Annotated in this window: 22 protein-coding genes; 10 read left to right on the top strand and 12 right to left on the bottom strand. The window is 65.8% G+C overall.

The window, feature by feature from the left end:
• Positions 1-42 precede the first annotated feature (42 nt).
• Entirely contained in the window at positions 43-975 is a 933-nt protein-coding gene (locus N2605_RS16980; RefSeq protein WP_260347286.1) for a helix-turn-helix domain-containing protein, read from the bottom strand.
• A 198-nt stretch (positions 976-1,173) separates the two neighbouring features.
• On the opposite strand from N2605_RS16980, the gene N2605_RS16975 reads away from it, so the two are divergent.
• The 5 genes from N2605_RS16975 (at position 1,174) to N2605_RS16955 (ending at position 7,212) form a co-directional block, all read left to right on the top strand.
• Entirely contained in the window at positions 1,174-2,394 is a 1,221-nt protein-coding gene (locus N2605_RS16975) for an amino acid ABC transporter substrate-binding protein (RefSeq protein WP_109143774.1), read from the top strand.
• Between the two features lie 64 nt (positions 2,395-2,458).
• Entirely contained in the window at positions 2,459-3,334 is an 876-nt protein-coding gene (locus tag N2605_RS16970) for a branched-chain amino acid ABC transporter permease (protein WP_260347285.1), read from the top strand.
• Positions 3,331-5,001: a branched-chain amino acid ABC transporter ATP-binding protein/permease gene (locus N2605_RS16965; RefSeq protein WP_260347284.1), complete on the top strand. Its 1,671-nt coding sequence runs from the start codon at positions 3,331-3,333 to the stop codon at positions 4,999-5,001. Before N2605_RS16970 ends, N2605_RS16965 begins: the two co-directional genes overlap by 4 nt.
• Positions 4,994-5,725, top strand: coding sequence for an ABC transporter ATP-binding protein (locus tag N2605_RS16960; protein ID WP_260347283.1), 732 nt, complete (start codon positions 4,994-4,996; stop codon positions 5,723-5,725). Before N2605_RS16965 ends, N2605_RS16960 begins: the two co-directional genes overlap by 8 nt.
• A 35-nt stretch (positions 5,726-5,760) precedes the next feature.
• Complete coding sequence (locus N2605_RS16955) at positions 5,761-7,212, top strand: aldehyde dehydrogenase (RefSeq protein WP_260347282.1); 1,452 nt, start codon at positions 5,761-5,763, stop codon at positions 7,210-7,212.
• A 52-nt stretch (positions 7,213-7,264) separates the two neighbouring features.
• Here the strand turns inward: N2605_RS16955 and N2605_RS16950 are convergent, their stop codons facing one another.
• From N2605_RS16950 to N2605_RS16940, 3 genes are all read right to left on the bottom strand, one after another.
• Complete coding sequence (locus tag N2605_RS16950; RefSeq protein ID WP_225140862.1) at positions 7,265-9,505, bottom strand: TonB-dependent siderophore receptor; 2,241 nt, start codon at positions 9,503-9,505, stop codon at positions 7,265-7,267.
• A 324-nt stretch (positions 9,506-9,829) separates the two neighbouring features.
• Positions 9,830-11,818 (bottom strand): primary-amine oxidase, encoded by a 1,989-nt coding sequence (locus tag N2605_RS16945; protein ID WP_260347281.1) that lies wholly within the window; start codon positions 11,816-11,818, stop codon positions 9,830-9,832.
• A 15-nt stretch (positions 11,819-11,833) separates the two neighbouring features.
• Positions 11,834-13,024 carry a serine hydrolase domain-containing protein gene (locus N2605_RS16940; protein WP_260347280.1) on the bottom strand — a complete coding sequence of 397 codons (1,191 nt, stop codon included), beginning with the start codon at positions 13,022-13,024 and terminating at the stop codon, positions 11,834-11,836.
• Between the two features lie 182 nt (positions 13,025-13,206).
• Between N2605_RS16940 and N2605_RS16935 the strand changes: the two genes are divergently transcribed.
• Complete coding sequence (locus N2605_RS16935) at positions 13,207-14,196, top strand: helix-turn-helix domain-containing protein (protein WP_109143779.1); 990 nt, start codon at positions 13,207-13,209, stop codon at positions 14,194-14,196.
• Between the two features lie 6 nt (positions 14,197-14,202).
• On the opposite strand, the gene N2605_RS16930 is transcribed toward N2605_RS16935, so the two are convergent.
• The 3 genes from N2605_RS16930 to N2605_RS16920 all read right to left on the bottom strand — a co-directional run bounded on the left by N2605_RS16930 (position 14,203) and on the right by N2605_RS16920 (position 17,029).
• Complete coding sequence (locus N2605_RS16930) at positions 14,203-14,868, bottom strand: methionine ABC transporter permease (protein WP_057029183.1); 666 nt, start codon at positions 14,866-14,868, stop codon at positions 14,203-14,205.
• Entirely contained in the window at positions 14,858-15,997 is a 1,140-nt protein-coding gene (locus N2605_RS16925; RefSeq protein WP_260347279.1) for a methionine ABC transporter ATP-binding protein, read from the bottom strand. Before N2605_RS16925 ends, N2605_RS16930 begins: the two co-directional genes overlap by 11 nt.
• Positions 15,998-16,222: 225 nt before the next feature.
• Positions 16,223-17,029 (bottom strand): enoyl-CoA hydratase/isomerase family protein, encoded by an 807-nt coding sequence (locus tag N2605_RS16920; protein ID WP_260347278.1) that lies wholly within the window; start codon positions 17,027-17,029, stop codon positions 16,223-16,225.
• 118 nt (positions 17,030-17,147) lie between these two features.
• Between N2605_RS16920 and nthA the strand changes: the two genes are divergently transcribed.
• From nthA to N2605_RS16905, 3 genes are read left to right on the top strand one after another with little or no spacing between them, the layout of a single operon-like run.
• The gene (gene nthA, locus N2605_RS16915; protein WP_035999337.1) at positions 17,148-17,780 is read left to right on the top strand and encodes a nitrile hydratase subunit alpha; all 633 of its coding nucleotides are present in this window, start codon (positions 17,148-17,150) and stop codon (positions 17,778-17,780) included.
• Entirely contained in the window at positions 17,777-18,436 is a 660-nt protein-coding gene (gene nthB / locus N2605_RS16910) for a nitrile hydratase subunit beta (RefSeq protein WP_260347277.1), read from the top strand. Before nthA ends, nthB begins: the two co-directional genes overlap by 4 nt.
• Positions 18,436-18,813, top strand: coding sequence for a nitrile hydratase accessory protein (locus tag N2605_RS16905; RefSeq protein ID WP_036028031.1), 378 nt, complete (start codon positions 18,436-18,438; stop codon positions 18,811-18,813). The genes nthB and N2605_RS16905 overlap by 1 nt, the downstream gene beginning before the upstream one ends.
• A 111-nt stretch (positions 18,814-18,924) precedes the next feature.
• On the opposite strand, the gene queC is transcribed toward N2605_RS16905, so the two are convergent.
• A complete protein-coding gene (gene queC / locus N2605_RS16900) occupies positions 18,925-19,638 on the bottom strand; it encodes a 7-cyano-7-deazaguanine synthase QueC (protein ID WP_260347276.1) in 714 nt (237 codons plus the stop codon).
• Positions 19,639-19,765: 127 nt separating this feature from the next.
• Between queC and mazG the strand changes: the two genes are divergently transcribed.
• Positions 19,766-20,611, top strand: coding sequence for a nucleoside triphosphate pyrophosphohydrolase (mazG, locus tag N2605_RS16895; protein ID WP_109143783.1), 846 nt, complete (start codon positions 19,766-19,768; stop codon positions 20,609-20,611).
• 18 nt (positions 20,612-20,629) lie between these two features.
• Here the strand turns inward: mazG and hflX are convergent, their stop codons facing one another.
• From hflX to N2605_RS16875, 4 genes are all read right to left on the bottom strand, one after another.
• Positions 20,630-22,012, bottom strand: a complete 1,383-nt coding sequence (hflX, locus tag N2605_RS16890; protein WP_198399778.1) for a GTPase HflX — start codon at positions 22,010-22,012, stop codon at positions 20,630-20,632.
• Between the two features lie 11 nt (positions 22,013-22,023).
• On the bottom strand, positions 22,024-22,272 hold the full coding sequence (hfq, locus tag N2605_RS16885) for an RNA chaperone Hfq (RefSeq protein WP_007591126.1): 249 nt from the start codon (positions 22,270-22,272) through the stop codon (positions 22,024-22,026).
• 249 nt (positions 22,273-22,521) lie between these two features.
• The gene (ntrX, locus tag N2605_RS16880; protein WP_036039494.1) at positions 22,522-23,892 is read right to left on the bottom strand and encodes a nitrogen assimilation response regulator NtrX; all 1,371 of its coding nucleotides are present in this window, start codon (positions 23,890-23,892) and stop codon (positions 22,522-22,524) included.
• 17 nt (positions 23,893-23,909) lie between these two features.
• Positions 23,910-26,318, bottom strand: a complete 2,409-nt coding sequence (locus tag N2605_RS16875) for a sensor histidine kinase (RefSeq protein WP_225147954.1) — start codon at positions 26,316-26,318, stop codon at positions 23,910-23,912.
• Positions 26,319-26,490 lie beyond the last annotated feature (172 nt).

The following is a 26,490-nucleotide window of genomic DNA, read 5'->3' as shown; positions in this document are numbered from 1 at the left end:
AAAGCGTCCATGCGTGATCGGGTGTTCGCGCAGCCGCGTGCGTTACGGCCAATCGGCAAAATTCAGCGTCGGTCTCGATCGCCCCGCTCTCGCGCGTGCCGCAACGCGCCGACGCCATACGCCCGGTGCCTCGCCGGTGTGCTTGCGGAAAAAGCGGCTGAAATAGGCGGTGTCCGTGAAGCCCAGCGCAAATGCGATCTGCTTGACGGCGATGGTTCCAGCCTCCAGCCGCGCCGCCGCTTCCTTGACGAGGCGCTGCTGAATCAGCTCGCTCGGCGAGCGCTTCAGCTCGCGGCTGCACAGCGCGTGCAGGCGATCCGGCGTGGTGCCGAGTAGCCTGGCGTAATCGCTGACGCGCAAGTGCTGTTGATAGCGCTCCTCGAGCAGCCTGCGGAACCGGCTCAGGATCTCGGTGCTGCTGCTCTCCTCGTTGCGGTTCCCGTCGCCAGCGAACAGGCGCCAGAATCGCAGCACGCACAGCGTCAGCTCCGCCGACATGATCGACGCTGCACCGCTGCGTGCGGGCGTGGCGACCTCGGCGGCGATCGCCGCGATGGAACGCGCGATCGTGGCCGCGAGATCGGCCTCGACCTGCAACGCCAAGGTGCCGCCCGCCCCCTCGAGCGCGAGATAGGCCGCCTCCGCCGATGGCGGGAGATAGCGATGCCACGTGCCGGCGCGCAATTGCAGCAGCTGCGCCGTCGTGCCTGCCGACACCTCCAGATAGTCGGCGGATCCTGCCGGGAGCCAGACCAGCGCGGGTCCGACCGTCCGCACGATCTTGCCGGCCTGACCGATATCGGCGGTCCCGCCGCCGGGAAGGCAGAGCAGATGAATGAACGGACGGGCCGCTTTCGAGGTCAGCGTCCATCGCCGCGCGACGTAATGCGCTGCGATCAGCTCGGCGCCCACAGGCACAGCCCCATTCGGCACGATCGCCGGCGCCGGATCTGAGCCCGCGACGCCTCGACGCACTTGGCCATCGAGGCCAGAACCGTCCAATCTTTCACCGGATTTGTCCATTGTGCGAGCAAAGCTTGGGATGCTTGCTAGGTCAAGTCCCGGTGGCGGCCGGCTCAATGATGCCGCGCTAGAGAAAGTCGGGACCAAGGGGAAACGACCACTCACTGCGATGCCGACCATCGCTTGAGTGCAACAGGAGGGAGACACGATATGTTTTCAGCGAACCGTCGAACGTTGCTGCGCGTCGCTGGCCTTGCGGCTCTGGCCGGAACGCTCTGGACCTTTCCGTCCACGGCCGATGCGCAGGAGAAGATCCGGATCGGCTACGCCATTTCCAAGACCGGTCCCTATGCCGGCGGCGCCGGCATCACCACCCTGCCCAATTATGAGCTGTGGGTGAAGGACGTGAATGCCGCCGGCGGCATCAAGCTCGGCGACAAGAAGCTACCGATCGAGGTGGTCGAATATGACGACCGCAGCAACTCGGAAGAAGCCGTCAAGGCGATCGAGCGCCTCGCCAACCAGGACAAGGTCGATTTCATTCTTTCGCCGTGGGGCACGGGCCTCAACCTCGCGGTCGGCCCGACTCTGAACCGTCTGGGCTACCCTCACCTCGCGGTCACGTCGGTGACCGACAAGGCGCCGGAGCTTGCCAAGCGCTGGTCGAACGCGACGTTCTGGCTCGGGACGTCGGCCCAGATATCCGAGGGGCTCGCCGATCTGCTCGGCAAGCTGAAGAGCGAAGGCAAGATCGGGGCGAACATCGCGATGGTCAGCATCGCCGACCAGTTCGGCATCGAGCTGTCCGCCGCGGGCCGCGAGGCCTTCAAGAAGCACGGCTTCAAGCTCGGCTATGACAAGACCTATCCGATGGGCACGCAGGATCTCCAGCCTCTGTTGAAGGATGCGATCGCCTCGAACCCGGATGCGTTCGTCGCCTTCAGCTATCCGCCGGATACGATCGCGCTGACCGAGCAGGCGCAGCTGTTGAAGTTCAACCCGAAGGTTTTCTATGTTGGCGTCGGCACCGCGTTCCCGCTCTACAAGGGCAAGTTTGCCGCCAACAGCGACGGCGTGATGGGCATCGGCGGTTGGAATGCCGAGTCTCCGCAGCTGAAGGAGTATCTGGCGCGCCACAAGGCCACGACCGGCAAGGAGCCCGATCGCTGGGCGAGCTCGATCACCTATGCGAGCCTGCAGGTGCTACAGCAGGCGATCGAAAAGGTCGGCAAGCTCGATCGCACCGCTGTCGCGGCGGAAATCCGTGCGGGCACGTTCGAGACCATCATCGGCAAGGTCAAGCTGAAGGACGGGCTGCTTCAGGAGGTCTGGAGCGTCGGACAGTGGCAGAACGGCGAGTTCTACGCCCTCGCACCGACCTCGCTGCCGGGCGCGCGTGCCGCGGTCGTGCCCAAGCCGCAGTGGCAGTAAGGCTGGTTGGCAGGCCTTGCGTCGGCAAGGCCTGCCTGCCGTCCGCTCAAGGGGACGCCGTTTCATGTTGCTTGTCGACATCATCCTGCCGGGCCTCGTGCTCGGCGGCATGTACGCGCTGATCGCGCTCGGGCTGACGCTGCAATATGGCGTGGCGCGGATCATGAACCTCTCCTATGGAGAGTCGCTGGTCGCGGCCGCCTTCGGCGCGTTCTCGCTCTACGGCGGCCTTGGGCTGAGCCCGCTCGCGGCGCTGCTGCTGGCGGTCCCGGTCGCGATGGTGCTGAACTGGCTGCTATATCGCTTCCTGCTGGAACGGCTGATGCGGCGCGGCAAGGACCGGGGCGCACAGGAGATCGACAGCATCCTCGTCACCTTCGGCGTTCTGTTCGTGATCCAGGGCGCCATGCTGGTCGCCTTTGGCGGCCAGTACTACAGCTACAGCTATCTCTCCATTCCGCTGACGATCATGGGCTCGACGCTTGCTGTCAATCGGCTCGTCGCGCTGCTGTTCGCGGCGCTGGTCGGCGGCGCCGTGTATCTCGCCCTCACCCGCACCCGGATCGGCACTGCGGTACGCGCCATCGCAGTCGATGCCAACGCCGCGCGGCTGGTCGGCATCGACGTTGCAGCCCTGTCGGGGCTGGCGTTTGCCTTTGGCGGCGGCCTCGTCGCCATCGGCGGCGTGCTGATCAGCATGTTCCTCACCTTCAATGCCGCGATGGGGGTGGTCTTCACCATGAAGGCGCTGGTCGTCGTCATCATGGGCGGTGTCGGCAACGTCATCGGTGCGCTGGTCGCCGGTCTGCTGCTTGGTGTGGTCGAGACGGCGGTGGCGCGGCTGGTCGATCCCGGTCTGACGCTGGCTGCGACCTACGCGCTGTTTCTCGGCGTGCTCGTGATCAAGCCGACCGGCCTGTTCGGCAGGGCCGCGTCATGACGAGACCCGTCCGGATTTTGCTATGGTGCGCCGGCCTCGCCCTCGCCGCCTGCCTCGTCACCTATCCGCTCTATGCCAACGGCTATTATCTCGCGCTCGGCATCAGCGTGCTCTATTTCACGATCCTGGCGACCGCGTGGGCGATGTTCTCGGGCCCGACGCGCTACATCTCGCTTGCAACGGTCGCGTTCTTCGGGCTCGGCGCTTACACGGCCGCGGTGCTCGGCGAGACCATGCCCTGGCCGGTCGTGCTGCTGGCCGCAGCCGGCGTGGGCGCACTCACCGCCGCAATCACCGGGCTTTCGACGCTGCGGCTGTCCGGAATCTATTTCGTGATCTTCTCCTTCGGCCTGGCCGAGCTGATCCGGCAGCTCGTGATCTGGTACGAGGTCAACATCCACAAATCGGTCGGCCGCTATCTCTTCAGTGCGGTGACGCAGGACGTTCTCTACTGGCAGCTGCTGGGCTTGACCGCGGTTGTCTTCCTGGTGGGCTGGATGCTCGGGCGCTCGCGCTATGGGCTGGCCCTGCGCGCCATCGGCGCCGACGAGACCGCGGCGAGCCATTCCGGCATCGATGCCACGCGGATCAAGCTCGGCGTCTTCATTCTGAGCGCGACCTTCATGGCGGTGACCGGCGCGGTGATGGCGCCACGCTGGACCTATATCGATCCAGCCATCGCGTTCAATCCGACCATCTCCTTCCAGGTCGTGATCATGGCCCTGCTAGGCGGTGCGGGCTCGCTGTTCGGGCCCGTGCTGGGCGTCATTCCGCTCGTCCTGCTGTTCGAGGTGCTGACTGCGATGCTGCCCAACCATTTCAGCATCGTGCTCGGCGTCATCTTCGTGTTCATCGTGATGGTGCTGCCGAACGGCGTGATCGGCCTGTTCGGGGCGGGCCGCTGGCGCGTTCCGGCCGGCGGTCCCGCCGCCGCGCCTGCCCGCACGAGCGATGCACCGCTGCTCGCGGTCGACGGCGTCAGCAAATCGTTCAGCGGACTACGCGCCGTCGACGGTGTCAGCTTCACGGTCACGCCGGGCGAGATCATCGGCATCATCGGCCCGAACGGATCCGGCAAGACGACGCTGCTGAATACGCTGTCCGGGGCGCTGCGGCCCTCCTCGGGCACGATCCGGCTGGGCGGCATCGTCCTCAACGGTATGCGCGCGCACCAGATCGCGCGCCTTGGCCTTGCGCGCACGTTCCAGCTGGTGCGCGTGATGCCGGACCTGACGGTGGCCGAAAACGTTGCGGCGGCGCGGCTGTTCTCGACGACGAACGGCTCGGGCGCAACGGCAAGCGAGCTGCTGGACCTCGTCGGGCTCGGCAAGCTGCAGGAAACGCCCGCGAGCGAGCTGACCTATATCGACCAGAAGCGGCTCGAGCTTGCCCGCGCGCTGGCGCTGCAGCCGCGCCTCGTGCTGCTCGACGAATGGCTGGCGGGCCTCAATCCGAGCGAGCTCGAGACCGGCATCGCGCTGATCGCGAAATTGCGCGATCGCGGCCTCACCATCATCATGGTCGAGCATGTCATGGATGCGATTCGAGCGCTGTGCAGCCATTGCATCGTCATGAATGCCGGCAGCTTGATCGCGCGCGGCGCGCCGGAGGCCGTGTTGTCCGATCCAAAAGTCGTTGCAGCCTATCTCGGAGGCGACGATGCTTGAGGTCGCCGCCCTCTCCCACTTCTATGGCAAGCACCAGGCCCTCGCCGACATTGCGCTCGGTATCGGGCAAGGCGAGATCGTCGCGATCCTCGGCGCCAACGGCGCCGGCAAGTCCACCTTGCTCAAGAGCATCGCCGGGCTGGTCAAGCCCGCGCCGGGCGCAACGATCCGGTTCGAGGGACATCACATTGGCGAGCTGCCCGCCCACCTGATCGTGGAGCGCGGCATCGCGCTGGTGCCCGAAGGCCGCGGCGTATTCGGCGATTTGACGGTTGCCGAGAATCTGCAGCTCGGCGCCTACCCCGCCCGCGCCCGCGCAGGCGAGGCAGACCGGCTCGTGAGGATCCTGCGACTGTTCCCGCGCCTTGCCGAGCGTATGGCCCAGGCCGTTCGCACCATGAGCGGCGGCGAGCAGCAGATGGTGGCGATCGGCCGGGCGCTGATGTCGAACCCGCTGCTGCTCCTGCTCGATGAGCCTTCGCTCGGCCTGTCGCCCCTGCTCAGCCGCGAAGTGTTCCGTGCACTGGCGGAAATCCGCAGCAGCGGCCTCAGCGTGTTGCTGGTCGAGCAGAATGCGCGGGCAAGCCTCGACATCGCCGACCGTGTCTACCTGATCGAGTCCGGCCGCAACGCCGGCAGCGGGCCGGCCAGTGCGCTGAAGAACGATCCGGAGGTCCAGCGCGCCTATCTCGGCAAGGCCCGCGCGGCCCCGTCCCCACCATAATCGCTCAATCCCGCCTGCAACCTTTGGAGTGCATCATGAACGCGATCGACCTTCTCATCGGCGGCAAGGACCAGTCCGCCAGCAATCAGCGCACCTTCCAGCGCCACAACCCGATCTCCGGCGACGTCGCGACCATCGTGGCGGCGGCCTCGATCGACGACGCGATGCGGGCCGCGGATGCTGCGGCCGCCGCCTTCCCGGCCTGGTCGCAGCTTGGCCCGTCCGAGCGCCGCAAGCGGCTCAATGCGGCCGCCGACATCCTCGCGCGCCGTGCCGCGGAGTTCACCGCGCTGATGGTCGCCGAAACCGGCGCCACCGCGGGCTGGGCCGGATTCAACGTGCACCTGGCCGAAGGCATGCTGCGCGAAGCCGCGGCCATGACGACGCAGATATCCGGCGAAGTCATACCGACCGACAAGCCCGACAACCTCGCCATGGCGTTTCGCCAGCCGGTCGGCGTGGTGCTCGGCATCGCGCCCTGGAACGCTCCCGTGATCCTCGGCGTGCGATCGGTCGCGATGCCGCTCGCCTGCGGCAATACCGTGGTGCTGAAGGCGTCCGAGATGAGCCCGGGCGTGCATCGGCTGATCGGAAGCTGCCTGGCGGAGGCCGGCCTCGGTGACGGCGTCGTCAATGTCGTCACCAACGCGCCGGAGGATGCGCAGGCGGTGGTCGAGGCGCTGATCGCCCACCCTGCGATCCGCCGCGTCAACTTCACCGGCTCGACGCGCGTCGGCCGCCTCATCGCGCTGGCATGCGCAAAGCACCTGAAGCGCGCACTGCTGGAGCTCGGCGGCAAGGCCCCGCTCGTGATCCTCGACGATGCCGACCTCGACGCCGCCGTGAATGCGGCGGCGTTCGGCGCCTTCATGAACCAGGGGCAGATCTGCATGTCGACCGAGCGGATCGTCGTTGACGACAAGGTGGCGGACGCCTTCATCGCCAAGTTCGCCGCCAAGGCCAAGAGCCTTCCCTTCGGCGATCCCCGCAAGGGCAATGTCGTGCTCGGCTCGCTGGTCAGTGACGCCGCCTGCGAGCGCGTCCGGAGCCTGATCGACGATGCCGTCGCCAAGGGCGCCGTGCTCGCTGCCGGCGGTCACGGCAGCGGCACCATCATGCCCGCCACCATCGTCGATCATGTCACGCCGGCGATGCGGATTTATGGTGAGGAGAGCTTTGGTCCCGTCGTGACCGTGGTGCGCGTGAGCGGGATCGACGAGGCCGTGCGCGTGGCCAACGACACCGAATACGGCCTCTCTTCCGCCGTGTTCGGCCGCGACATCGCCCGTGCGCTCGGCGTTGCCAGGCGAATCGAGGCGGGCATCTGCCACGTCAACGCCCCGACCGTGCATGACGAGCCTCAGATGCCGTTCGGCGGCACCAAGGCGTCTGGCTACGGCCGCTTCGGCGGCAAGGCCGCAATCGACGAGTTCACCGAACTGCGCTGGATCACCGTTCAGACGGGGCCGCGGCACTATCCGTTCTGATCGGCGGGAGGAACAGGTCCGGCCTCCAAGGCCGGACGTCCTCGGATGGTGCTCACCAGCGGTAGGTCAGCCTGGCGATGGCTTTCCGCCCTTCCGCGTAGAAGCAGCCCGCCAGGCTGTAGCACGAAGCGACGTAGCGGGTGTCGGCGAGATTGGTGACGTTCAGTGCCAGGCGCCAATTGTCCCTGTTGTAGGCCAGCAGCGCGTCGAGAACAGTCGACGATCCCACCTTGAACGTGTTGGCCTCGTCGCCCCAGGTCGCGCCGACATAGCGGATGCCACCGCCAAATTGAAGCCCCGCGAGCGGCCCGTTCTGGAGCGTGTAGTCGCTCCACAGCGAAGCGCGGTTGAGCGGCACCGTCGTCGGCGCCTTGCCGACATTCACCGGATCCTGCGTGACCATGGCGTCGACATAGGCATAGGCCGCGCGCAGGTTCCAGCCGTCGGCGAGCGACATCGTGCCTTCGAGCTCGAGGCCGCGCGACTTCACCTGCCCGATTTGCTCGTAAAAGAATGCTGCAGGCACGTACACAGCGACGTTGTCGCGCGTCAGGTCGAACGCGGCGAAGGTGAACAGCGCGTTCCAGCCGATCGGCTGGTACTTGACGCCGACTTCGTACTGGACGCCGGTCTCAGGATTGAGCATCTGTCCGCCGAAGCCGGTCGCGAGCAACGGCAGGAACGATTCCGAATAGCTGAAATAGGGCGCGATGCCGTTGTCGAAATTGTACATCACGGCGGCGCGGCCGGTGAAGGCCGAAGCGTCCTTCGCTATCGTCGTATTGGCGATACCGTTATCGACCTGCGTGGTCACGAAATCCTGACGGCCGCCGAGCTGGAACGAGAGCCGGCCGAGCTTGATCTGATCCTGCGCATAGACGCCGACCTGGGACTGCTTGACGCCGGTGTTGTCGTACATGGCGCCGATGGCGTAGTCGTAGCTGTAGTTCGGGTTGAAGACGTTGATCTCGGGGGACGAGGTCGTGACGCCGAAGGCGGTGTCGCGGAAGGAGGTGTTGCGATAGTCGACGCCAACCAGCGTGGTGTGGCTGAGAATGCCGGTGGTGAACTTGCCCTGGAGCTGGTTGTCCACGGCGAATGAGTTGATGTAGGAGTTGCTGTAGCTGCCATAGCGCGCGAGCTGCCCTGCGGCTTCGTTGGTATAGCCGCCGCCGTAAAACACCTTCTCCTCGTTGTGCTGATAGGCGTAGCGCAGATTTTGCCGGAACGTGACGTTGTCGGTGAAATTGTGCGCGAGCTGGTAGCCGACGGTTGCGATCTCGGTGTTGAATGCGTCGAAGCCCGGCACGCCCGCGAAGAACGAGACCGGGATGGTGCGGCCGTTGTTCGGCCAAACCGTGCCCGAGGCCGGCAGGAACTGAAGGCCCCACCCTGCCCGGTCCCGCTGATAGTTGGCGAGCAGGGTGATGGTGGTGTCCTCGTTCGGCTTGAAGGTGACGGCGGGCGCGATGAAGACGCGATTGTCCTTGCTGAAATCGACCTGGGTCTCGCCGTCGCGCACGACGCCGGTCAGGCGCCACAGCACCGTGCGTTCCTTGTTGGCGGCGCCGCCCATGTCGAACTGGCCCTGATAGCGGTTGAAGCTGCCACCCGAGATCGAGACCTCGCCGAACTGCTGCGCCGTCGGCAGCTTGGTCACGTAGTTGAGAACGCCGCCTGTGCCGCTGCCGCCATACATCGCGGAGGACGGACCCTTGAGCACCTCGATACGCTCGGCCCCATAGGGCTCGAGGCCATTGAAGTGCACGTAGTTGCTGGAGGGAATCCGCAAGCCGTCGACGAAGAGGCCCGGCATCGTCATGTCGAAGCCGCGGATCTGGAGGCCGCCGAAGCGGGTGTCCGAGCCGCCATTGACGTCGCCGCTGACGCCGGCGGTGTAGCGCAAGGCCTCGCCGATCGAGACCGCGCCCTGGTTTCTGATCTGGTCGGTGGTGATGACCGACACCGACTGCGGCGTTTCGATCAAGGGCGTATCGGTCTTAGTGGCGGTGCCGCTGCGCGTCGCGACGAAACCGCGTACCGGTCCGTTGGCGCGTTCGCTCGTGGCACCGTTCGATGCTGCCGACTGAGTGGGCGCGGCCTGCTGCGCCGGGCCCCGACGATTGGCGCGTGCGGTTCGCGCCGCCGCAGCCCGTCGCGACGACGCAATCGCCGCTGGACGGGTGCGCTGCGTCGGCGCTTCGACGGTGACAGAGGGAATCTGCGTCTGGGCTTGGGCAGAGCCGAAGGGCACGGCGAGAGCGAGTGTGCTGGCCGCACCGAGGAAGAGCATCTGGATTTGTCGGCGGCGCGTGTTCTTACGCGAAGAAGGTTGGAAATCGGTCACGTCTGTTGAGCCCCACGCACTGCCGGCTTTGCCGGTATCGATCTTGATGGCCCGCCCTAACTCAGGCGGTTTCGGAGTGCGATAGGAACGGCGTTAGAATTTCTCCAGACGTGTGCACAGCACGTGCGACGCATGCGCTCATGCGCGCTGCTTCTTTGGGATTGGAATGCTTCTAGAATGTTTCTGTCAGTGTGTCAGGACCCGACCGCGTGCCACGGCCGCGTCGCGCAATCAGTGTTGCGACCAAAGCCAGGTGCGAGCGGATGAAGGTCACGTCCGGTCCGCGTGACAACAGGTCGTGCTCTTCTCGCCAGCCAGCACGCTGCGGCTGTTGCGGTCCGGCGGAAGGTCGCCAGCCGCATTCGCCGCAAAGAATCCGGTTGGCTTCAACACGAAGCCGGCATATTCCACCGGCATGATCGGAAAGTCTTCGGGCTTGCAGACATGGGTGTGGCCGAAGGAGTGCCACACCACGATGTCGGCATTCTCGATATTGCGATTCTGCGCGGCATAGCGCGGCAGGCCGTCGCCGCCGGCGTGAACGTTGGGATAGTCGCCGCTGGCATATTTCTCGGCCGGATCGAATGCAGTTACCCAGACATGCTTGGTGGCGAAGCCGCCGCGCTTGCGCACGTAACTACCCTCCTGGGCCAGCATCAGCGGGCTGGGATTGACGACGAGCTTGTAGGCCGGTGCACCGCCGACCGAGTTGATCTCGTTCGGATTACTGATCTTCCAGAACCGGCCGGTCTCGCCATTGGCGACCGCTGCGGCGTCGCGCTCGCGCGACAGCACGCGCGTGGTGGTGTCGAACACGTTGCCGTGCGGATTGTCGTCGCCCCAGGGCCGCGGCACGAACTCGTGCTCCGTCACCGTGTTACCGCCGCCATCGAGATCCATATGCAGGCGGACGTTGAAGAAGTGCTGGTGCGTGGGGCCGCCGAGATTATCGTCGACCATGCCGCCCCATCGGTACTTTTCGCCCGGCCGCACCGCGGCAGTCTGGATGATGCCGGTGAGTTTCGTCTCCAGCTGAATCGTGCCGTCCTGATAGAGATACCAGTAGAAGCCGTAATCGTAATTGCCGACGGTGGCGAAGAACGAGATCACGAGCCGCCGGGATCTCCGCACCTCGAACAGGCCGTTGCGAAACTCGTAGTGCTTCCAGGCAATCCCGTAATCCTCCTCATGCATGCAGATCGCGTTCTGCATGACGAAGGGCTCGCCCTTGTTGTCGGCGGCAGGCACGTCGAAATAGTGGATGTTGCCGAGGCAGTCGCAGCCCAGCTCCAGCGCGTTGGCGAGCATGCCGAGCCCGTATTCGCCGGCATCGAAGGCCGACTTCCAGAAGTGGCTAGCGGTCGGATCGGCGTAAGGCACCACCATCTCGGTAACGCTGGCGCGGTGGATCAGCGACCGCTTACGCGCGCCGTCCTGGTAGGCGAGCTGATGCAGCACGAGGCCCTCGCGCGGCGTGAAGCCCACGCGGAAGCTCCATTTTTGCCAGTCGACTTTCCAACCGTCGACCTTGAAGCTCGGCCCATCCGGCTGCTCGATATGCAGCGGCTTGATGTCGGTGCGCGGGTTTGGCACCTCATGCGCGCCGTAGTTCCGTTTCTTGCGCGGAATCGGCACAATCGGATCTTCATCCGTGAGCTCGATGATCTTGCGCCCGATGAGGTCGACCACAGCGACCACGCCCTCGATCGGATGGGCGTAGCCGTTGTCCTGGAGATGCTCGCGAAAATAGCTGACGGCCCGGACAATGCGGGCGCCGCGCTCGAACTCCTTGTCGAAGAATCCGGAGGAGAACGGGTCGACCTGGACCAGCTCGATGTCCTTGTCGGTCAGCCCGCGCCGAACCATCGCCGCCCGCCAAGCGGGATCGGCCTTCACCACGGCATCGCACTTGAACAACTCTTCCAGCATCACCGGCGGCTGCCCATAGGGCGCCTCGCGGTTCGGCACGACCTTGCGGCCGACGATCTCGCCGCGGCCGAGGTCGACGATATGCTCGATCGCCTCGCCCGTGGCGACGTCGAGCGTCAACGCGAAGGCGCGGCGTCCCACCTCGCCTGAAGCCAGCTCCTGCTTGGTCGGCTCCTCCAGCCGCACCGTCGGGAAACGGCAGTTCGCCGCTGAAGTGGCCGCGGCCCGCACCAAAGCGCAAGCCGCGCTGATCTCGTCGGCCGTCAGCGGATCGAGCGGATGCGGTGTCGCGGTCTGCGCTCGCGGTTGGGCTTTGGTGGTTTCAAGCATGAGGACGTCCAAATATCAGGCGAGATGTGCGGTGATGGCGCGGAAGGCAGCAAACCAGCGCTGGTCGATCGACACGTCCATCGCCTTGGGCTGTGTTGCGAGCTTGACGATGACGGTGTCGGAGTCGAGGTCGACATAGAGGTGCTGGCCGTGAATGCCGATCGCGGTGAGCGCGTTGCGCGAAGGATCGATGGTGAACCATTTGCTGCGGTAGCGCGCGCCCGGGAAGAACTCGGCGAGGTCGCCATCGGCCCACGCCTTGGGATCACCGTTCTCGCGGATATCGTCGATCCACCAGCCCGGCACCACCTGCCGGCCCTCGACGACGCCGCGGCAGCGGATCATCTCCCCGAAGCGGACGAGATCGCGCGCGGTGACCGAGATGCCGCCGGCAATGCGGCCCATGCCGTGGCTATCGAGTGTGAGAGAGCCGTCCTCCTCCGCGCCCAGGGGCTGCCAGAGAAACTCGGAGAGAATAAGATGGTAGGGCATCCCGCAGGCGCGTTCATACACCCAGCCGAGCACCTCGGTATTGGGCGAGACGTAGTGGAACACCTTGCCGTGCGGTTTGCCGCTGCCGCGCAGCGTCGTCAGATAAGCGCGCTGATGGCTGGGCTCGACGCCCGGCGGCGGCACGTCCCAACCCGAGGAGAACCGATAGCGCGCGAGGTCGCCGGCGGGGTCCTCGTAATCCTCCTCGAACTTGATGGCGACGGCCATGTCGAGCAGGTTGCGGACGGTGCAGCCGGCGTAGACCGATGTCTCCAGCTCCGGCACGTAGCGCAGCACCCTCGCCTCCGGATCGACCAGGCCGCGCGCGGCCAGCACGCCGCCGAGCGTGCCAGCGATCGCCTTGCTGATCGAGCAGATCAGATGCGGCGTGGTCGCGCTCATGCCGTCGCCGTACCATTCATGGATCAGCGTGCCCTGATGCATCACGAGGAGCGTGTCGGCAAAGGTTTCGCGCAGCGCGCATTCGATCGTGGTCGCTTTGCCATCAGGCCCGGTGAAGCCGAGCTTTGCCAGTTCGCGCGGGGCGCTTCTCATCGGCGTCGGTCGGGCGGAGCGACGAATCTCTGCGGTCGGCAGCACTTCGCGGGTGTGGGTAAAACCCCAGCGGATCGCGGGAAAGCTGCGCCAATTGGCGCGCGTCACCTGAGCCTCGGGTACGGGCGGGCTGCCGCGCATGACATCGGTCGGTCGCATCTCGATCCCTCCGCGAAGCGCCGTCCCGGCAGCGATGTCGGAGCGGCAGGACGGAAGCCTGCACCGCGGCGCTGTCAGGCGTTATCGAGATCCGGCAATATTTTGCTGGACAGCGCTCATGGCCGTGCCAGTCTGGCGTGGTTCCTGCTCGGTGCTGGACTCAAGGATTTCGACGTATTGCCATGGCCTTAAGGGCAACTCTTCCGATTCAAGACTCGGCTGCCGGCTTGCTCCAGGCGAACAGCACGGATGTCGATGAGCATTGCGCAAGCCTCGGCCGCTGGCGGCTGAGCTACGATCAGATCAGCGCCGGCGCGTTCCGGGGCAGTTTCACGCAACTCTCCTTGCCGCGGCTGGAGGTGTTCTGCGAGATCACCAGCCAGCAGGTCCGCCAATATGGCCAGCTTGGCGCCGACAGTTTTGGCATCGGCCTGCCCTGGCACGGCGACGGCGAGCTCAGCTTCAACGGGACCGGTGCCAGCGGCGCCCGCGTCCTCGCCAGCATCGACGCCGAGATCGACATGTGTACCCCGAAGGCCTTCGAGCTGCGCGGCGTCGTTGCCAGCACGGTGTTGATCGCAGAGCTCGCCGCCCGGCTCGACATCGAGCTGCCGCGCACCGCCTGGCACCGGCTGCAGGTGATCGAAATGGCGGAAGCGCCGGTCGCGCGGCTGCGGGCGCATCTGGCCGCCATTCAAGCGACGATCACGACCGCTCCGGCAACGTTCAACGATCCGGCGGCGAGGCAGGCCCTGGAAGATGCCCTCCTCGTCGAGATCATGGACATGCTGCCGACCGCACGCCCGAGCGATCCCGGCCGCAGCGCGGCGGCTCGGAAGCGAACCGTGGATCGTGCCCGCGAGCTGATGCATGGCAGGGGCGATCGCTCGCTCTCGCTGCTGGAGGTCTGCAAGGCCGTCGGCGCCAGCCCGCGCAAGCTCGGCTATTGCTTCCAGGAGGTTTTGGGCACGAGCCCGATGCACTATTGGCGCGCGATGCGACTGAACCGTGTGCGGCGCGATCTCAAGGGCGCCGGCGGCAACGAGACCTCGGTCTACGACGTCGCGGTGCAGCACGGATTCTGGCACTTCAGCCAGTTCTCGCTCGACTACAAGCGTCACTTCGGCGAGCTGCCCTCGCAGACGCTGCGTCGCGCGAGGTGTGCCGCCTGATCGGATTCAGCGATGCCGCAGCCGGCGGTTGACCCGGCGCGCCAGGTAATCGCCGGCGCTCTGGACTATCTGCACCAGTGCGATCAGCACGACCACGACGGCCAGCATCATCTCCGGCATGAAGCGCTGATAGCCGTAGCGGATGCCGAGATCGCCAAGGCCGCCGCCGCCGACTGCGCCGACCATCGCGGAATAGCCGAGCAGGCTGACCACCGCGAGCGTCAGCGCCAGCAGCAGGCCGGGCAGCGCCTCCGGGATCAGGACCTTGAGCACGATCTGAAGGGGCGAAGCGCCGAACGAGGACGCGGTCTCGATCAGGCCGCCGTCGACCTCGCGGATTGCAGCCTCGACGAGGCGCGCGATGAACGGCGTCGAGGCGATGGTCAACGGCACGATAGCGGCGGTCGAGCCGATCGAGGTGCCGGCAACGAGGCGCGTGAACGGGATGATGGCGACGACGAGGATGATGAAGGGCGTCGAGCGCGTCGCATTGACGACGATGCCGAGCACGCGATTGACGATGGGCGCCGCGAACAGCTCGCCTTTGCGGCTGGTGGCCAGGAACACGCCGAGCGGCAGGCCGAAGGCGGTGCCGAGCAGCGCCGCGATGCCGACCATGTACAGGCTTTCGAAGGTAGCCTGGACGATCAGGTTGATGAGTTCAGGCGACATAGCCGAGACGCTCCGCCGAGAATTGATATTGAGAGAGCCAGGCGAGCGTCCGCGTCACCGCGTCCTCGCCGCCGGGAATGCCGAGCGTGAGCGAGCCGACATGCTGGCCGCCGATCTCGTCGATGCGCGCAGACAGCAGCGCGACGTCGAGCCCGAGCTCGCGCGCGAGCCGGGCCACCACGGTGTCGCCCGCCCCTGCCCCGCGCACCTGGATCCGGATCACGGCCTGCCCGCCGGCAGGCTGCTTCGAAACGATTCGGCTCTCCAGCGAGACCGGCAGGCTGTCGCCGATCACCTCGGCCAGGAAGGACTGCGTGATCGGATGTCTTGGCTGCGTGAAGATGTCGGTGACGTGACCACTCTCGACGACGCGGCCGGCGTCCAATACCACCACCTCCTTGGCGAGCTGGCGCACCACGGACATCTCATGCGTGATCAGCACGATGGTCACGCCGAGCTCGCGGTTGATGTTCGCAAGCAGATCGAGGATCGCGCGCGTGGTCTGCGGATCGAGTGCCGAGGTCGCCTCGTCCGACAGCAGCACGCTCGGCCGCGTCGCCAGCGCGCGGGCGATGCCGACGCGCTGCTTCTGGCCGCCGGACAGTTCGGAAGGATAGCGGTCGTGCTTGTCGGCGATGCCGACCAGCGCGAGCAGCTCGGCGACGCGGGCCTTGATGTCGGTCTTGGTCCAACCGGCGATCTCCAGCGGCAGCGCGATGTTGTCGGCCGCGGTGCGCGAGGACAGCAGGTTGAAATGCTGGAAGATCATGCCGATCGAGCGCTGCGCCAGCCGCAGCTCGCGGCCGGCCAAGGCCGAGATATCGCGGCCGTCGACGATCACACGGCCCGTGGTCGGCTTCTCCAGGCCGTTGATCAGCCGGACCAGGCTCGACTTGCCGGCGCCGGAGCGGCCGATCACGCCGGTGATGGAGCCGCGCGGAATGGCGAAGTCGATGTCTTGCAGCGCGTTGACGCCGGGCTTGCCGCGATAGGCCGGATAGGTCTTGGAGATGCCGGCGAAACGGACCATCGCGTCCGGCTCGGCGGGCGCGGGTGAAATCGCTTCGAGCGTTTCGATTGGTCGTTCGATCGCGAGCGATTGGTAGGCGTTCATGGAGGCGGCCTTCATGCGCAATAGCTCGGTCACCCACATGCCCAAAGCACACGGGAACCGGTCGCGTCTGCGACGGGGTGAGAATGGCGACGAGGGCTCAATCGAGCGCGCTGCACCGCAGCACGCACCTTCGCTCTTTCTGGTCTTCCTTGCAATCTCAGATATTTGGGAGGACTTGGAGGAAGTTTTCCCGATCGCCTCCAGCCGGAGAAGATTATCCGCCGACTATCGGCGCTGTGATCACCGACCCCGGAACCGCGGCTTGCGGCGCGTCAGGAACGCCTCCACGCCCTCCTTGTGGTCCTCGCTGAGGCTGGCGAGCGCGAACTGATCGACATCCATGTGGCTCGCAAGGTCGTCCAGCGCATGCGCGAGCCGGTTGACGGTCAGCTTGGTCATGGCGACGGACAGCGGCGGCTGCGCGGCAACCTTGCGGGCAAGCTCCATGGCGGCATCGAGCGCATGGCCGGGATCCGCCACCTGCTCGACGAGCCCCCATTCATAGGCCTCGTCCGCGCTGATACGCTGGTCGGCCAGGATCACCGCCTGCTTGGTGCGGGCCGGCCCAATCAGATGCAGCATGCGCGGGATGCTCTGCCAGCTCATATTCATGCCGAGCCCGATCTCGGGCACGCGCAGATGCGCATCGCGCCCCATCACCCGGAAATCGAGCGCCACCGCGAGGGCGACGCCGCCGCCGACGCAAAAGCCTTCGATCGCGGCGATGGTGATCTGTTCCATCTCTTGCCAGGCGTGCGTCAGGCGCGGCCCGACCTTGAGGTGCCGCCGCAGCGCGCCGAGGTCCATCTCCTTGCGCGAGCGTCCCTCGGCGTCCTTGAGATCGAAGCCGGCGCTGAAGGCGCCCGAGCTGCCGGTCAGCACGACGACCGAGGTCGCTGCATCGTCCTCGAAGCTGCGCGCGGCCGCCGTGAGTTGGCGCAGCGCCTCCGGCGAGAGCGCGTTGATGCCGTCGCCGCGGTCGAAGCGCACGACCGCGATCCGCCCCTCCGGCCCGAGACCCTTCTCGATCTTCACGTAATCGGTCACCATCATCTCCACGCTGTTTGCGGGATGCTAGCGTACAAATGCCCTCACGCATACGTGCCAGGACTGCGCTGCAACGAGCCCTCGACAGCCCCTAGCCATTGCGCCTATCTTCCGCGGCATGAGCCAAGATCACGACCATCATCACCACGATCACGATCATTCCGAGCTGTCCGAGACCGAGCTGCGCGTGCGCGCGCTCGAGACGATCCTGACCGAAAAAGGCTATGTCGAGCCGGCTGCGCTCGACGCTATCATCCAGGCCTATGAGACCAAGATCGGCCCGCACAATGGCGCGCGCGTGGTCGCCAAAGCCTGGACCGATCCGGCGTTCAAGACGGCGCTGCTGCAGGACGGCTCCAAGGCGATCGGCACGCTCGGCCATGTCAGCCGCGTCGGCGATCATCTCGTCGTGGTCGAGAACACGCCCGAGCGGCACAACATGGTCGTGTGCACACTGTGCTCCTGCTACCCCTGGGAAATGCTCGGGCTGCCGCCGGTCTGGTACAAGGCCGCGCCCTACCGCTCGCGCGCGGTGAAGGACCCGCGCGGCGTGCTCGCCGATTTCGGCGTCGCGCTGCCGAAGGACACCGAGATCCGGGTGTGGGATTCCACCGCCGAGACGCGCTTCCTGGTGCTGCCGATGCGCCCCGCGGGCACGGAAGGCTGGAGCGAGGAGCAGCTCGCCGAGCTCGTGACGCGCGACTCCATGATCGGCACCGGTTTCCCCAAGACGCCGGGCGCACCGTCGTGAACGGCGTGCACGACATGGGCGGCATGGACGGGTTCGGCAAGGTCGAGCCTGAGCCGAACGAGCCGATGTTTCACGAGGAATGGGAGTCGCGCGTGCTGGCCATGGTGCGCGCGATGGGCGCGGCCGGCGCCTTCAACATCGACACCTCGCGCTTCTATCGCGAGACCTTGCCGCCGCACGTCTATCTCTCGAGCTCTTATTACAAGAAATGGTTTCTCGGGCTCGAGGAGATGCTGATCGACAAGGGCTATCTCACCCGCGAGGAGGTCGCTGCCGGCCATGCGATGCAGCCTGCAAAGGCGCTCAAGCACGGCAAGTTCGACCGCGCCAATGTCGAGCGCGTGATGGTGCGCGGCAAGTTCGGCCGCCCTGCCCCGGCTCCGGCGAAATTCAACATCGGCGATCGCGTCCGCGCCAGGAATATTCATCCAGCCACGCACACGCGGCTGCCGCGCTATGTCCGTGGCCATGTCGGCGTGGTCGAGCTGAACCATGGCTGCCACGTGTTTCCTGACACGGCGGCGATGGAGCGCGGCGAGAACCCGCAATGGCTTTACACCGTCGTGTTCGACGGCCGCGACCTCTGGGGCGAGGACGGCGATCCCACGCTGAAGGTCTCGATCGACGCGTTCGAGCCCTATCTGGATCCGGCGTGATGAGCAGCGCGCTTGCGGCCGCCGCAACGGCGGCGATCCCGAGCATTCCGTGCGACGACGACGGCCCGGTGTTCCGTGCGCCCTGGGAGGCGCATGCCTTCGCGATGGCCCTGAGCCTGCACGAGCGCGGCGTGTTCACCTGGCCGGAATGGGCCGCCGCCCTCGCCGACGAGATCAAGCGCGCCCAGGCCGCCGGCGACCCTGATACCGGCGAGACCTACTATCTGCACTGGCTCGCCACGCTGGAGGGCCTCGTCGCCCGCAAGGGCGTCGCGTCGATGGAGACGCTGCACCGCTATCGGAATGCGTGGGACCACGCCGCGGATCGCACGCCACACGGCAAGCCGATCGAGCTCAGGCCAGAGGATTTTGGCTAGCTGATTGCTCCGTCGTCATTGCGAGCGCAGCGAAGCAATCCAGAATCCCTCCGCGGTGGCAGTCTCGATTGCTTCGTCGCAAGGGCTCCTGGCAATGACGACAGAGCGAGCTTACCGTCCCGCCACGTAGTCGTTCCACCCCTTCGCCCGCAAACTGCAGGCCGGGCACTCGCCGCAGCCGTAGCCCCAATCGTGCCGTGCGCCGCGTTCGCCGAGATAGCAGGTGTGGGAGTGCTCGCGGATGAGATCGACGAGGCCGTCGCCGCCGAGGTCATGCGCGAGCCGCCAGGTCGCGGCCTTGTCGATCCACATCAGTGGCGTGTGCAGCTCGAACTGCTTGGCCATGCCGAGCGAGAGCGCGGCCTGCATGGCGCGGACGGTCTCGTCACGGCAATCGGGATAGCCGGAATAATCGGTCTCGCACATGCCGCCGACGATGTGGCTGATGCCGCGCCGGTAGGCCAGCGCCGCCGCAAAGGTCAGGAACACGAGGTTGCGGCCCGGCACGAAGGTGTTCGGCAGGCCGTCCGCGCCCATCGCGATCGCGACGTCGCGGGTCAGCGCCGTCTCGGAGACGGCCGCCAGCGTCGGGATCGACAGCGTGTGGCTCTCGCCGAGCCTTGCGGCCCAATCGGCGCGCAGGCCCTTGATGCCGTCGAGCAGGCGGTCGCGGCAGGCAAGCTCGATGGCGTGGCGCTGGCCGTACTCGAACCCCAGCGTCTCCACGCGGGCGAAGCGGCTCAGCGCCCAGGCGAGGCAGGTGGTGGAATCCTGGCCGCCGGAGAACAGCACCAGCGCGGTTTGTGAGGAAAATGCATCACTCATGGCCCGCGCTTTAGCATCGCACGACTTGCCCGCCAATCGGTGGAAATCGGCCAGTTCCGCCGCCTTGCGCTGGGATCGGGGGCCCGCTTTTGGCATAAGGCTCTGTATCCCAGGAGACTGCCCGGCAATGACCCCTTCCCGCGACATTTCCCGCCTGATCGAGATCATGGCGGCGCTGCGCACGCCGGTGACCGGCTGCCCCTGGGACCTCGAGCAGGATTTTTCGACGATCGCGCCCTACACGATCGAGGAAGCCTATGAGGTGGTGGACGCCATCACCCGCGGCGATCTCGACGATCTCAGAGAGGAGCTTGGCGATCTCCTGCTCCAGGTCGTGTTCCACGCCCAGATGGGCTCGGAGCAGAACGCGTTCGATTTCGGTGACGTGGTCCTGGCCATCACCCGCAAGATGATCCGCCGCCATCCCCACGTCTTCGCCGACAAGGACGGCAATCTCGCCTCCTCCCACGTCAAGGAAGTCTGGGACCGCATCAAAGCGGAGGAGAAAGCCGAACGCGCCGCGCGCCGGCCGCCGGAGGAGGCGCCGACGCACAAATCGCTGCTCTCGGGCGTGAAGGCCGGCCAGCCCGCTTTGACCCGCGCGATGGAGCTGCAGCGCAAGGCCTCCACCGTCGGCTTCGACTGGAACGACCCGCGCGCGGTGCTGCACAAGATCCGCGAGGAGGTCGACGAGATCGAGGCGGCATTGGACCGCAACGACAAGCAGGAGATTGCGGAAGAGACCGGCGACCTCATGTTCGCCCTCGTCAACCTCGCCCGCCATGTCGATGCCGATCCGGAGGCTGCGCTCCGCGCGACGAATGCAAAATTCGAGCGGCGCTTTGCCTATATCGAGCGGGCACTGGAGGCGCAGGGCCGGACGCTCGAGCAGGCCTCGCTGGCGGAGATGGACGCGTTGTGGAATGCCGCGAAAGTGGAGACGAAGGTGACTTCGGAGACGCGAACCGCGTAGTCCAGATGCGCGCCGGCCTCACGCCGGCAGATGTGGCACGGCGTCGAACCTGTTCACCACGATGTCCCGCTTGGTCTCGTCCACCCGCACGGTCATGTCGAAGCGGCCGTCGTGGAGCTCCTTCGACAGCACCTCGGCGTTGCGATGCAGCCAGCTGATGCCGGCGCCGTCGGCGGCGTCGATGGAGAGATCGAGCGTGGTCCGTTTCGCCGCGAGCCGCTGCTCGATCGCGGCGAGCAGAGCATCGACGCCCTCGCCCGACACGGCTGAGACCAGCATCGCCGGATGATCCTCCGGCCTGCGCGCGGCGATGTTGAGCAGCTCTTCGCGTTGCTCGGGGTCGAAACGGTCGATCTTGTTCCAGACCTCGATGATGCGGCCGGAATCATCAGGGTTGATGCCGAGCTGGCGAAGCACTGCGTCGACGTCGCTCTGCTGCGCCTCGGCGTCCTCATGCGAGATGTCGCGGACATGCAGGATGACGTCGGCCTCCAGCACCTCCTCCAGCGTGGCGCGGAAGGCGGCGACGAGCTGCGTCGGCAGGTTGGAGATGAAGCCGACGGTGTCCGAGAGCATCGCCTTGCCGCCATGCGGCAGGTTGAGCGCCCGCAAGGTGGGATCGAGCGTCGCGAACAGCATGTCGGCCGCCTGCACGTCGGCGCGGGTCAGGCGATTGAACAGCGTCGACTTGCCGGCATTGGTGTAGCCGACCAGCGCGACGACACGATACGGCACGCGCTGACGTCCCGCACGGTGCAGGCGCCGCGTCGCCTGCACCTTCTTCAGCTCGCTCTCGAGCTTGGAGATGCGCTCCTGGATCAGGCGGCGGTCGGCCTCGATCTGCGTCTCGCCGGGGCCGCCCATGAAGCCGAAGCCACCGCGCTGGCGTTCGAGATGGGTCCATGAGCGCACCAGGCGCGAGCGCTGGTAGTTGAGATGCGCAAGCTCGACCTGCAGCGAGCCTTCCCTGGTTTTGGCGCGGCGGCCGAAGATTTCGAGAATGAGCCCGGTGCGGTCGAGCACCTTGGCGTGCCATTCCTTTTCGAGATTGCGCTGCTGGATCGGCGACAAGGCGCAATCCATCACCACGAGCTCGACCTCGAGGGTCTTGATCAGCCCGGCGATCTCCTCGACCTTGCCCTTGCCGATATAGGTCGCGGGGCGGATCTGGCTGACCGGCGCGACGATGGCGTCGGCAATGACGAGATCAATCGCCCGAGCGAGGCCGGCGGCTTCATCGAGCCGGGCCTCGGTATCGCGCAAGGCATGAGTCACCGATTGCACGTCGGCGCTGCCCGCGCGCACGCGCAAGTAGGGGCCGATGACAAGCACCCGCCCCGTCTGCGTAGCCCCTGCCGACCGCGGACGGTCGGCATCCCCGTCGAAATTCCGGGGTTCCAATCAGGTCACTCTCAAGCCGGCTGGTCCTCGCCGCCTTCGAACAACTGAATCGGAGCGCCCGGCATGATGGTCGAGATCGCATGCTTGTAGACCAGCTGCGAATGACCGTCGCGCCGAAGCAGCAAACAGAAATTGTCGAACCAGGTCACGATGCCCTGGAGCTTCACTCCGTTGACCAGAAAGATCGTCAGTGGCGTCTTGGTTTTGCGAACGTGATTAAGGAAGGTGTCCTGTAGGTTTTGTGCGCGGTCTGCCGCCATTGTTTTTTTCTCGCTTTGAGTTTCTTTTTATTGCGCCGAATGCGGCCCTCTTTGTGGAGTTCGGGGCCTCCTCCGGTTGCCGTCCCTCATGAGATCCCCCTCGGAAGGAACAGCGGTTCGATTAGAGGACAGGTCGGGGTATTAGGCAAGCCGCTTGAAGCGGCAGGCGTGGCCCTATTGCCCCGAAAAATTACGGAAATCGATGATTTTCTTTGCCTAATCCCGAGATGCCGCCGCAGCGTCGCAGCATTAGCCGACGCCGAGCGCTTTCAACTTCCGGTGCAAGGCCGAGCGTTCCATGCCAACGAACTCGGCCGTTCGAGAAATATTTCCTGAGAAACGGCTGATCTGTGCAATCAAATAGTCGCGCTCGAACACCTCGCGTGCTTCGCGCAGCGGCAGGCCCATGATGTGCTCGCCATTGTTGCTGGTCGGCATCGCCGGCACCATCGAGCCGACATCCTGCGGCAGCATGTCGGCGGTGATGATGACTTCCGGCCCGCCGGCGGCCAGAATCATGACTCTTTCAACGTTGTTGCGGAGCTGGCGCACATTGCCGGGCCAGACATGCGATTGCAGCACCGCCATCGCGTCCTGACCGATCTGGCGCTTGGGCAGGCCGCTGCCGGCCGAGATCTGCTCCATGAAATAGTCGATCAGTTCCGGAATGTCCTCGCGCCGCTCCGACAGTGCGGGCACGCGGATCGGCACCACCGAGAGCCGGTGGTAGAGGTCCTCGCGGAAACGGCCGGCCGCGATCTCCTCTTCGAGATTGCGTGCGGTCGATGAGATGATGCGCACGTCGACCTGCACCTTGGCGGTGCCGCCGACGCGCTGGAACGACTGCTCCACCAGCACGCGCAGGATCTTGTTCTGGGTCTCGCGCGGCATGTCCGCGATCTCGTCGATGAACAGCGTGCCGCCATGCGCCTCTTCGAGCGCGCCGGGCTTGCGCGGCTGCTCGCCATTGGACTGCTCGACGCCAAACAGCTCATGCTCCATTCGCTCGGGCGTGATCGCGGCGGCGTTGATGACGACGAACGGACCGTCGGCGCGGCCCGAAGCGGTATGCAGCGTGCGCGCGGTCAGCTCCTTGCCGGCGCCGGCGGGGCCGACGATCAGGATGCGGCTGTTGGCCTTGGCCGCCCGCTCGATGGTCTGGCGCAGCTGGTTCATGCTGGGCGAGCGGCCGACGAGCTGGCTGGCGCTCGGGGCGAGCTGCTTCAGCTCCTTGACCTCGCGCTTCAGCCGCGAGTTCTCCAGCGCTCTGGTCGCGACCAGGATGAGGCGGTCGGCCTTGAACGGCTTCTCGATGAAGTCGTAGGCGCCGCGCTTGATCGCGGCGACCGCGGTCTCGATGTTGCCGTGGCCGGAGATCATCACGACGGGCAGGTCGGCATTGTCCTTCTTGACCTGCTCCAGGAGCTGCAGGCCGTCGAGCTTGGAGCCTTGCAGCCAGATGTCGAGAAACACCAGATGCGGCCGACGATTGGCAATCTCGGCGAGCGCCGTGTCGCTGTCACGCGCGGTCCTGGTGACGAACCCCTCGTCTTCGAGAATGCCTGCAACGAGATCGCGAATATCGGCTTCGTCATCGACAATCAGAATTTCACTTGCCATGGATCGCGCCTGTCTTGTCAGCTGCCTGTTGAGGCTTCGATTTTGGTTGAATCATTGGTCTTTTCAGCCGGCTCTTTGGTTCCGGCGGCCGGCTCTTTTGTTGCCTGGGTCGCGACGGATTCCGTCGCCGTTTGCGTGATGTCGGGCTTGGAGGTTATCCCATTCGCACCGTTGACCGCCGGCCCTTGCTCCGTTGTCGCGGATTTCGCGGGTTGTCCTGACACGGCAAAGCGCATGCGCATCCAGGCACCGCGCTGGCCTGGACGGAAGTCGGAGGCGTCCTTCAGCTCGATCCGCCCGCCATGGTCTTCCAGCACGCGGCCGACGATGGCAAGGCCCAGCCCGGTGCCCTTGGCGCGCGTGGTGACGTAGGGCTCGAGCAGGCGCGAGCGCGCGACCTTGGGCAGGCCGATGCCGTTGTCGATGACGTCGATCAGCACGTCGTCGCCCTCGCGCGACACCACGACGTCGATACGCCCCTTGCCGAGCTCCTCGGGCGGGACCTGCTCGATCGCCTCGGTGGCGTTCTTGACGATGTTGGTGACCGCCTGCGAGATCAGGCGCCGATCGAACTGGGCGCGCAGCGGATCCTGCCTGAACTCGGCCTCAATGTCGATTTCGGGATGGGCGACCTTCATCAGGAACACGGCCTGGCGCACCGTGTCGGCGACGTCCTCGCCTTCCATCACGGGCTTCGGCATCCGCGCAAAGCGCGAGAACTCGTCGACCATGCGCCTGATGTCGTCGACCTGGCGGACGATGGTATCGGTGCACTGGTCGAAGATCTGCTTGTCCTTGGTCTCGGTGATGTCCTTGCCGAACTTGCGGCGGATGCGCTCGGCCGAGAGCTGGATCGGCGTCAGCGGGTTCTTGATCTCATGCGCGATGCGGCGCGCCACGTCGCCCCAGGCCGAGGTACGCTGCGCCGAGACCAGCTCGGTGATGTCGTCGAGCGTGATGATGTAGCTGTCATGCGGCTGGTTCTTCTCGGCGCTGACGCGGACCGACAGGTTGCGCTCGGTGCCGTCGCGGGTGATCGTGATCTGGCCCTGCACCAGGCGCTGGGTGCCTTCCCGCGCCGTCTTCATCATCTCGTCGAGCTCGGGCAGCACGTCGGAGAGCGGATGGCCGAGCGTCTCGGCTTCGGAGTGCCCGATCAGTTTCTCTGCGGAGCGGTTGAGGATGCCGACGCTGCCGGACGCGTCGACGCCGATGATGCCGGCGCTCGCGGATGACAGCACCGCCTCGATGAAGCGGCGGCGGCTGTCGATGAGGTCGCTGGCGTTGACCAGCTCGTCGCGCTGGCTGCGCAATTCCTGCGTCATCTTGTTGAAGGTCTCGCCCAGCTGGGCGAGATCGCCCTCCGACTGGTGCACGGGCACCTGGACGTGCAGGTCGCCGGTCGAAACTGTATGTGCCGCGTTCATCAGCCGCCGGATCGGCGAGACCAGCGAGTTGGCGAAGTTGAGACCGATCAGCACCGAAGCCATGAGAATGGTCAGCGCGATCACCGCGAACATCAGCGCGAAGGCGACCTGGATGCCGAGCCTGCGCGATTCGATCTGGGCGTATTCGGCGACGCTGACCTCGGTCTGCTTGAGCTGATTGACGACATTCGGATCAAGCGGCCTGGCGACATAGAGGAAGGTGTCGTTGAAGGCGCGCAGGCGGATCACCGCGGCAACGAAGCTCGCATCGGGAAGGACCGCGATCTCGGGCTCGTTCTCGTTGACGTTGCTGAGAAAGTCCGGCGCGGGCGGCGAATAAGCGAGCCGCATGCCGGTGTCGGCGGATTCCAGGATGTTGGTGTTCTTGTCGATGATCATCGCGCCCGGCAGGTTGCGCGACGCGGCGCTCGCCGTCAGCATCTCGCGGAACGAGCGGCGGTCCTGGTCGTAGAGCGGCCGGGCATGGGCGATGTCGTTGGCCATGCCGAGAATGTCGCCGCGGATCAGCTGCGCATGGTCCTGCATGTAGGCCCGCGCGATCGTCAGCGAGTTCTGGATCACCTCCTTGGTCGGCCCGGAGAACAGCCGGTCGAGGCCGCGCTCGATGGTGACGTTGGCGACGACGGCGACCAGCACCGCCGGCAGCACCGCCACGATCGAGAACAGGCTGACGATCTGGACGTGAAGACGCGCCGCCGCCCTGCCCCGCCGCCGCGCCAGGATCAGCTGCCAGAGTTCCCGGACAATGATCCCGACCAGCAGCAGGATCGTGGCGGCATTGATCAGATAGAATGTGCGGACCACCGCGGGCGTCGGCTCGATCGTGCTCAGACCCGTCAGGACCAGGAAGGTCAGGAAGGCCGACAGCAGCGCCAGCGCGACGGCAAAGGGCGCCAGCCAGCGTCGCACCGACCAGCGCCGGGGCTCTTCCGCTGGGGCCGTGTCAAAGTGTGCGGCCGAGGTATCTGCGCTGGTCATTCCGGCAATGATGCTGAAAACGGGTCCGCGGACGCGCGGATACTGATGTATTCGTACCACATTGTTGCCGAATTGCGACAATTCCGCGGCGTGTTCTCCCTGGCGGACCCGCGCAATCCACAGGCACATGCCGCCTGGGCGGAACGGATTCCCGCCGTCCCGGCTTAATCCG

The sequence above is a fragment of the Bradyrhizobium yuanmingense genome, from assembly GCF_025200905.1.
Lineage (GTDB): Bacteria > Pseudomonadota > Alphaproteobacteria > Rhizobiales > Xanthobacteraceae > Bradyrhizobium > Bradyrhizobium yuanmingense.
The sequence above is the reverse complement of the archived record's forward strand: the minus strand, read 5'-3'. Positions and strand labels throughout refer to the sequence as shown.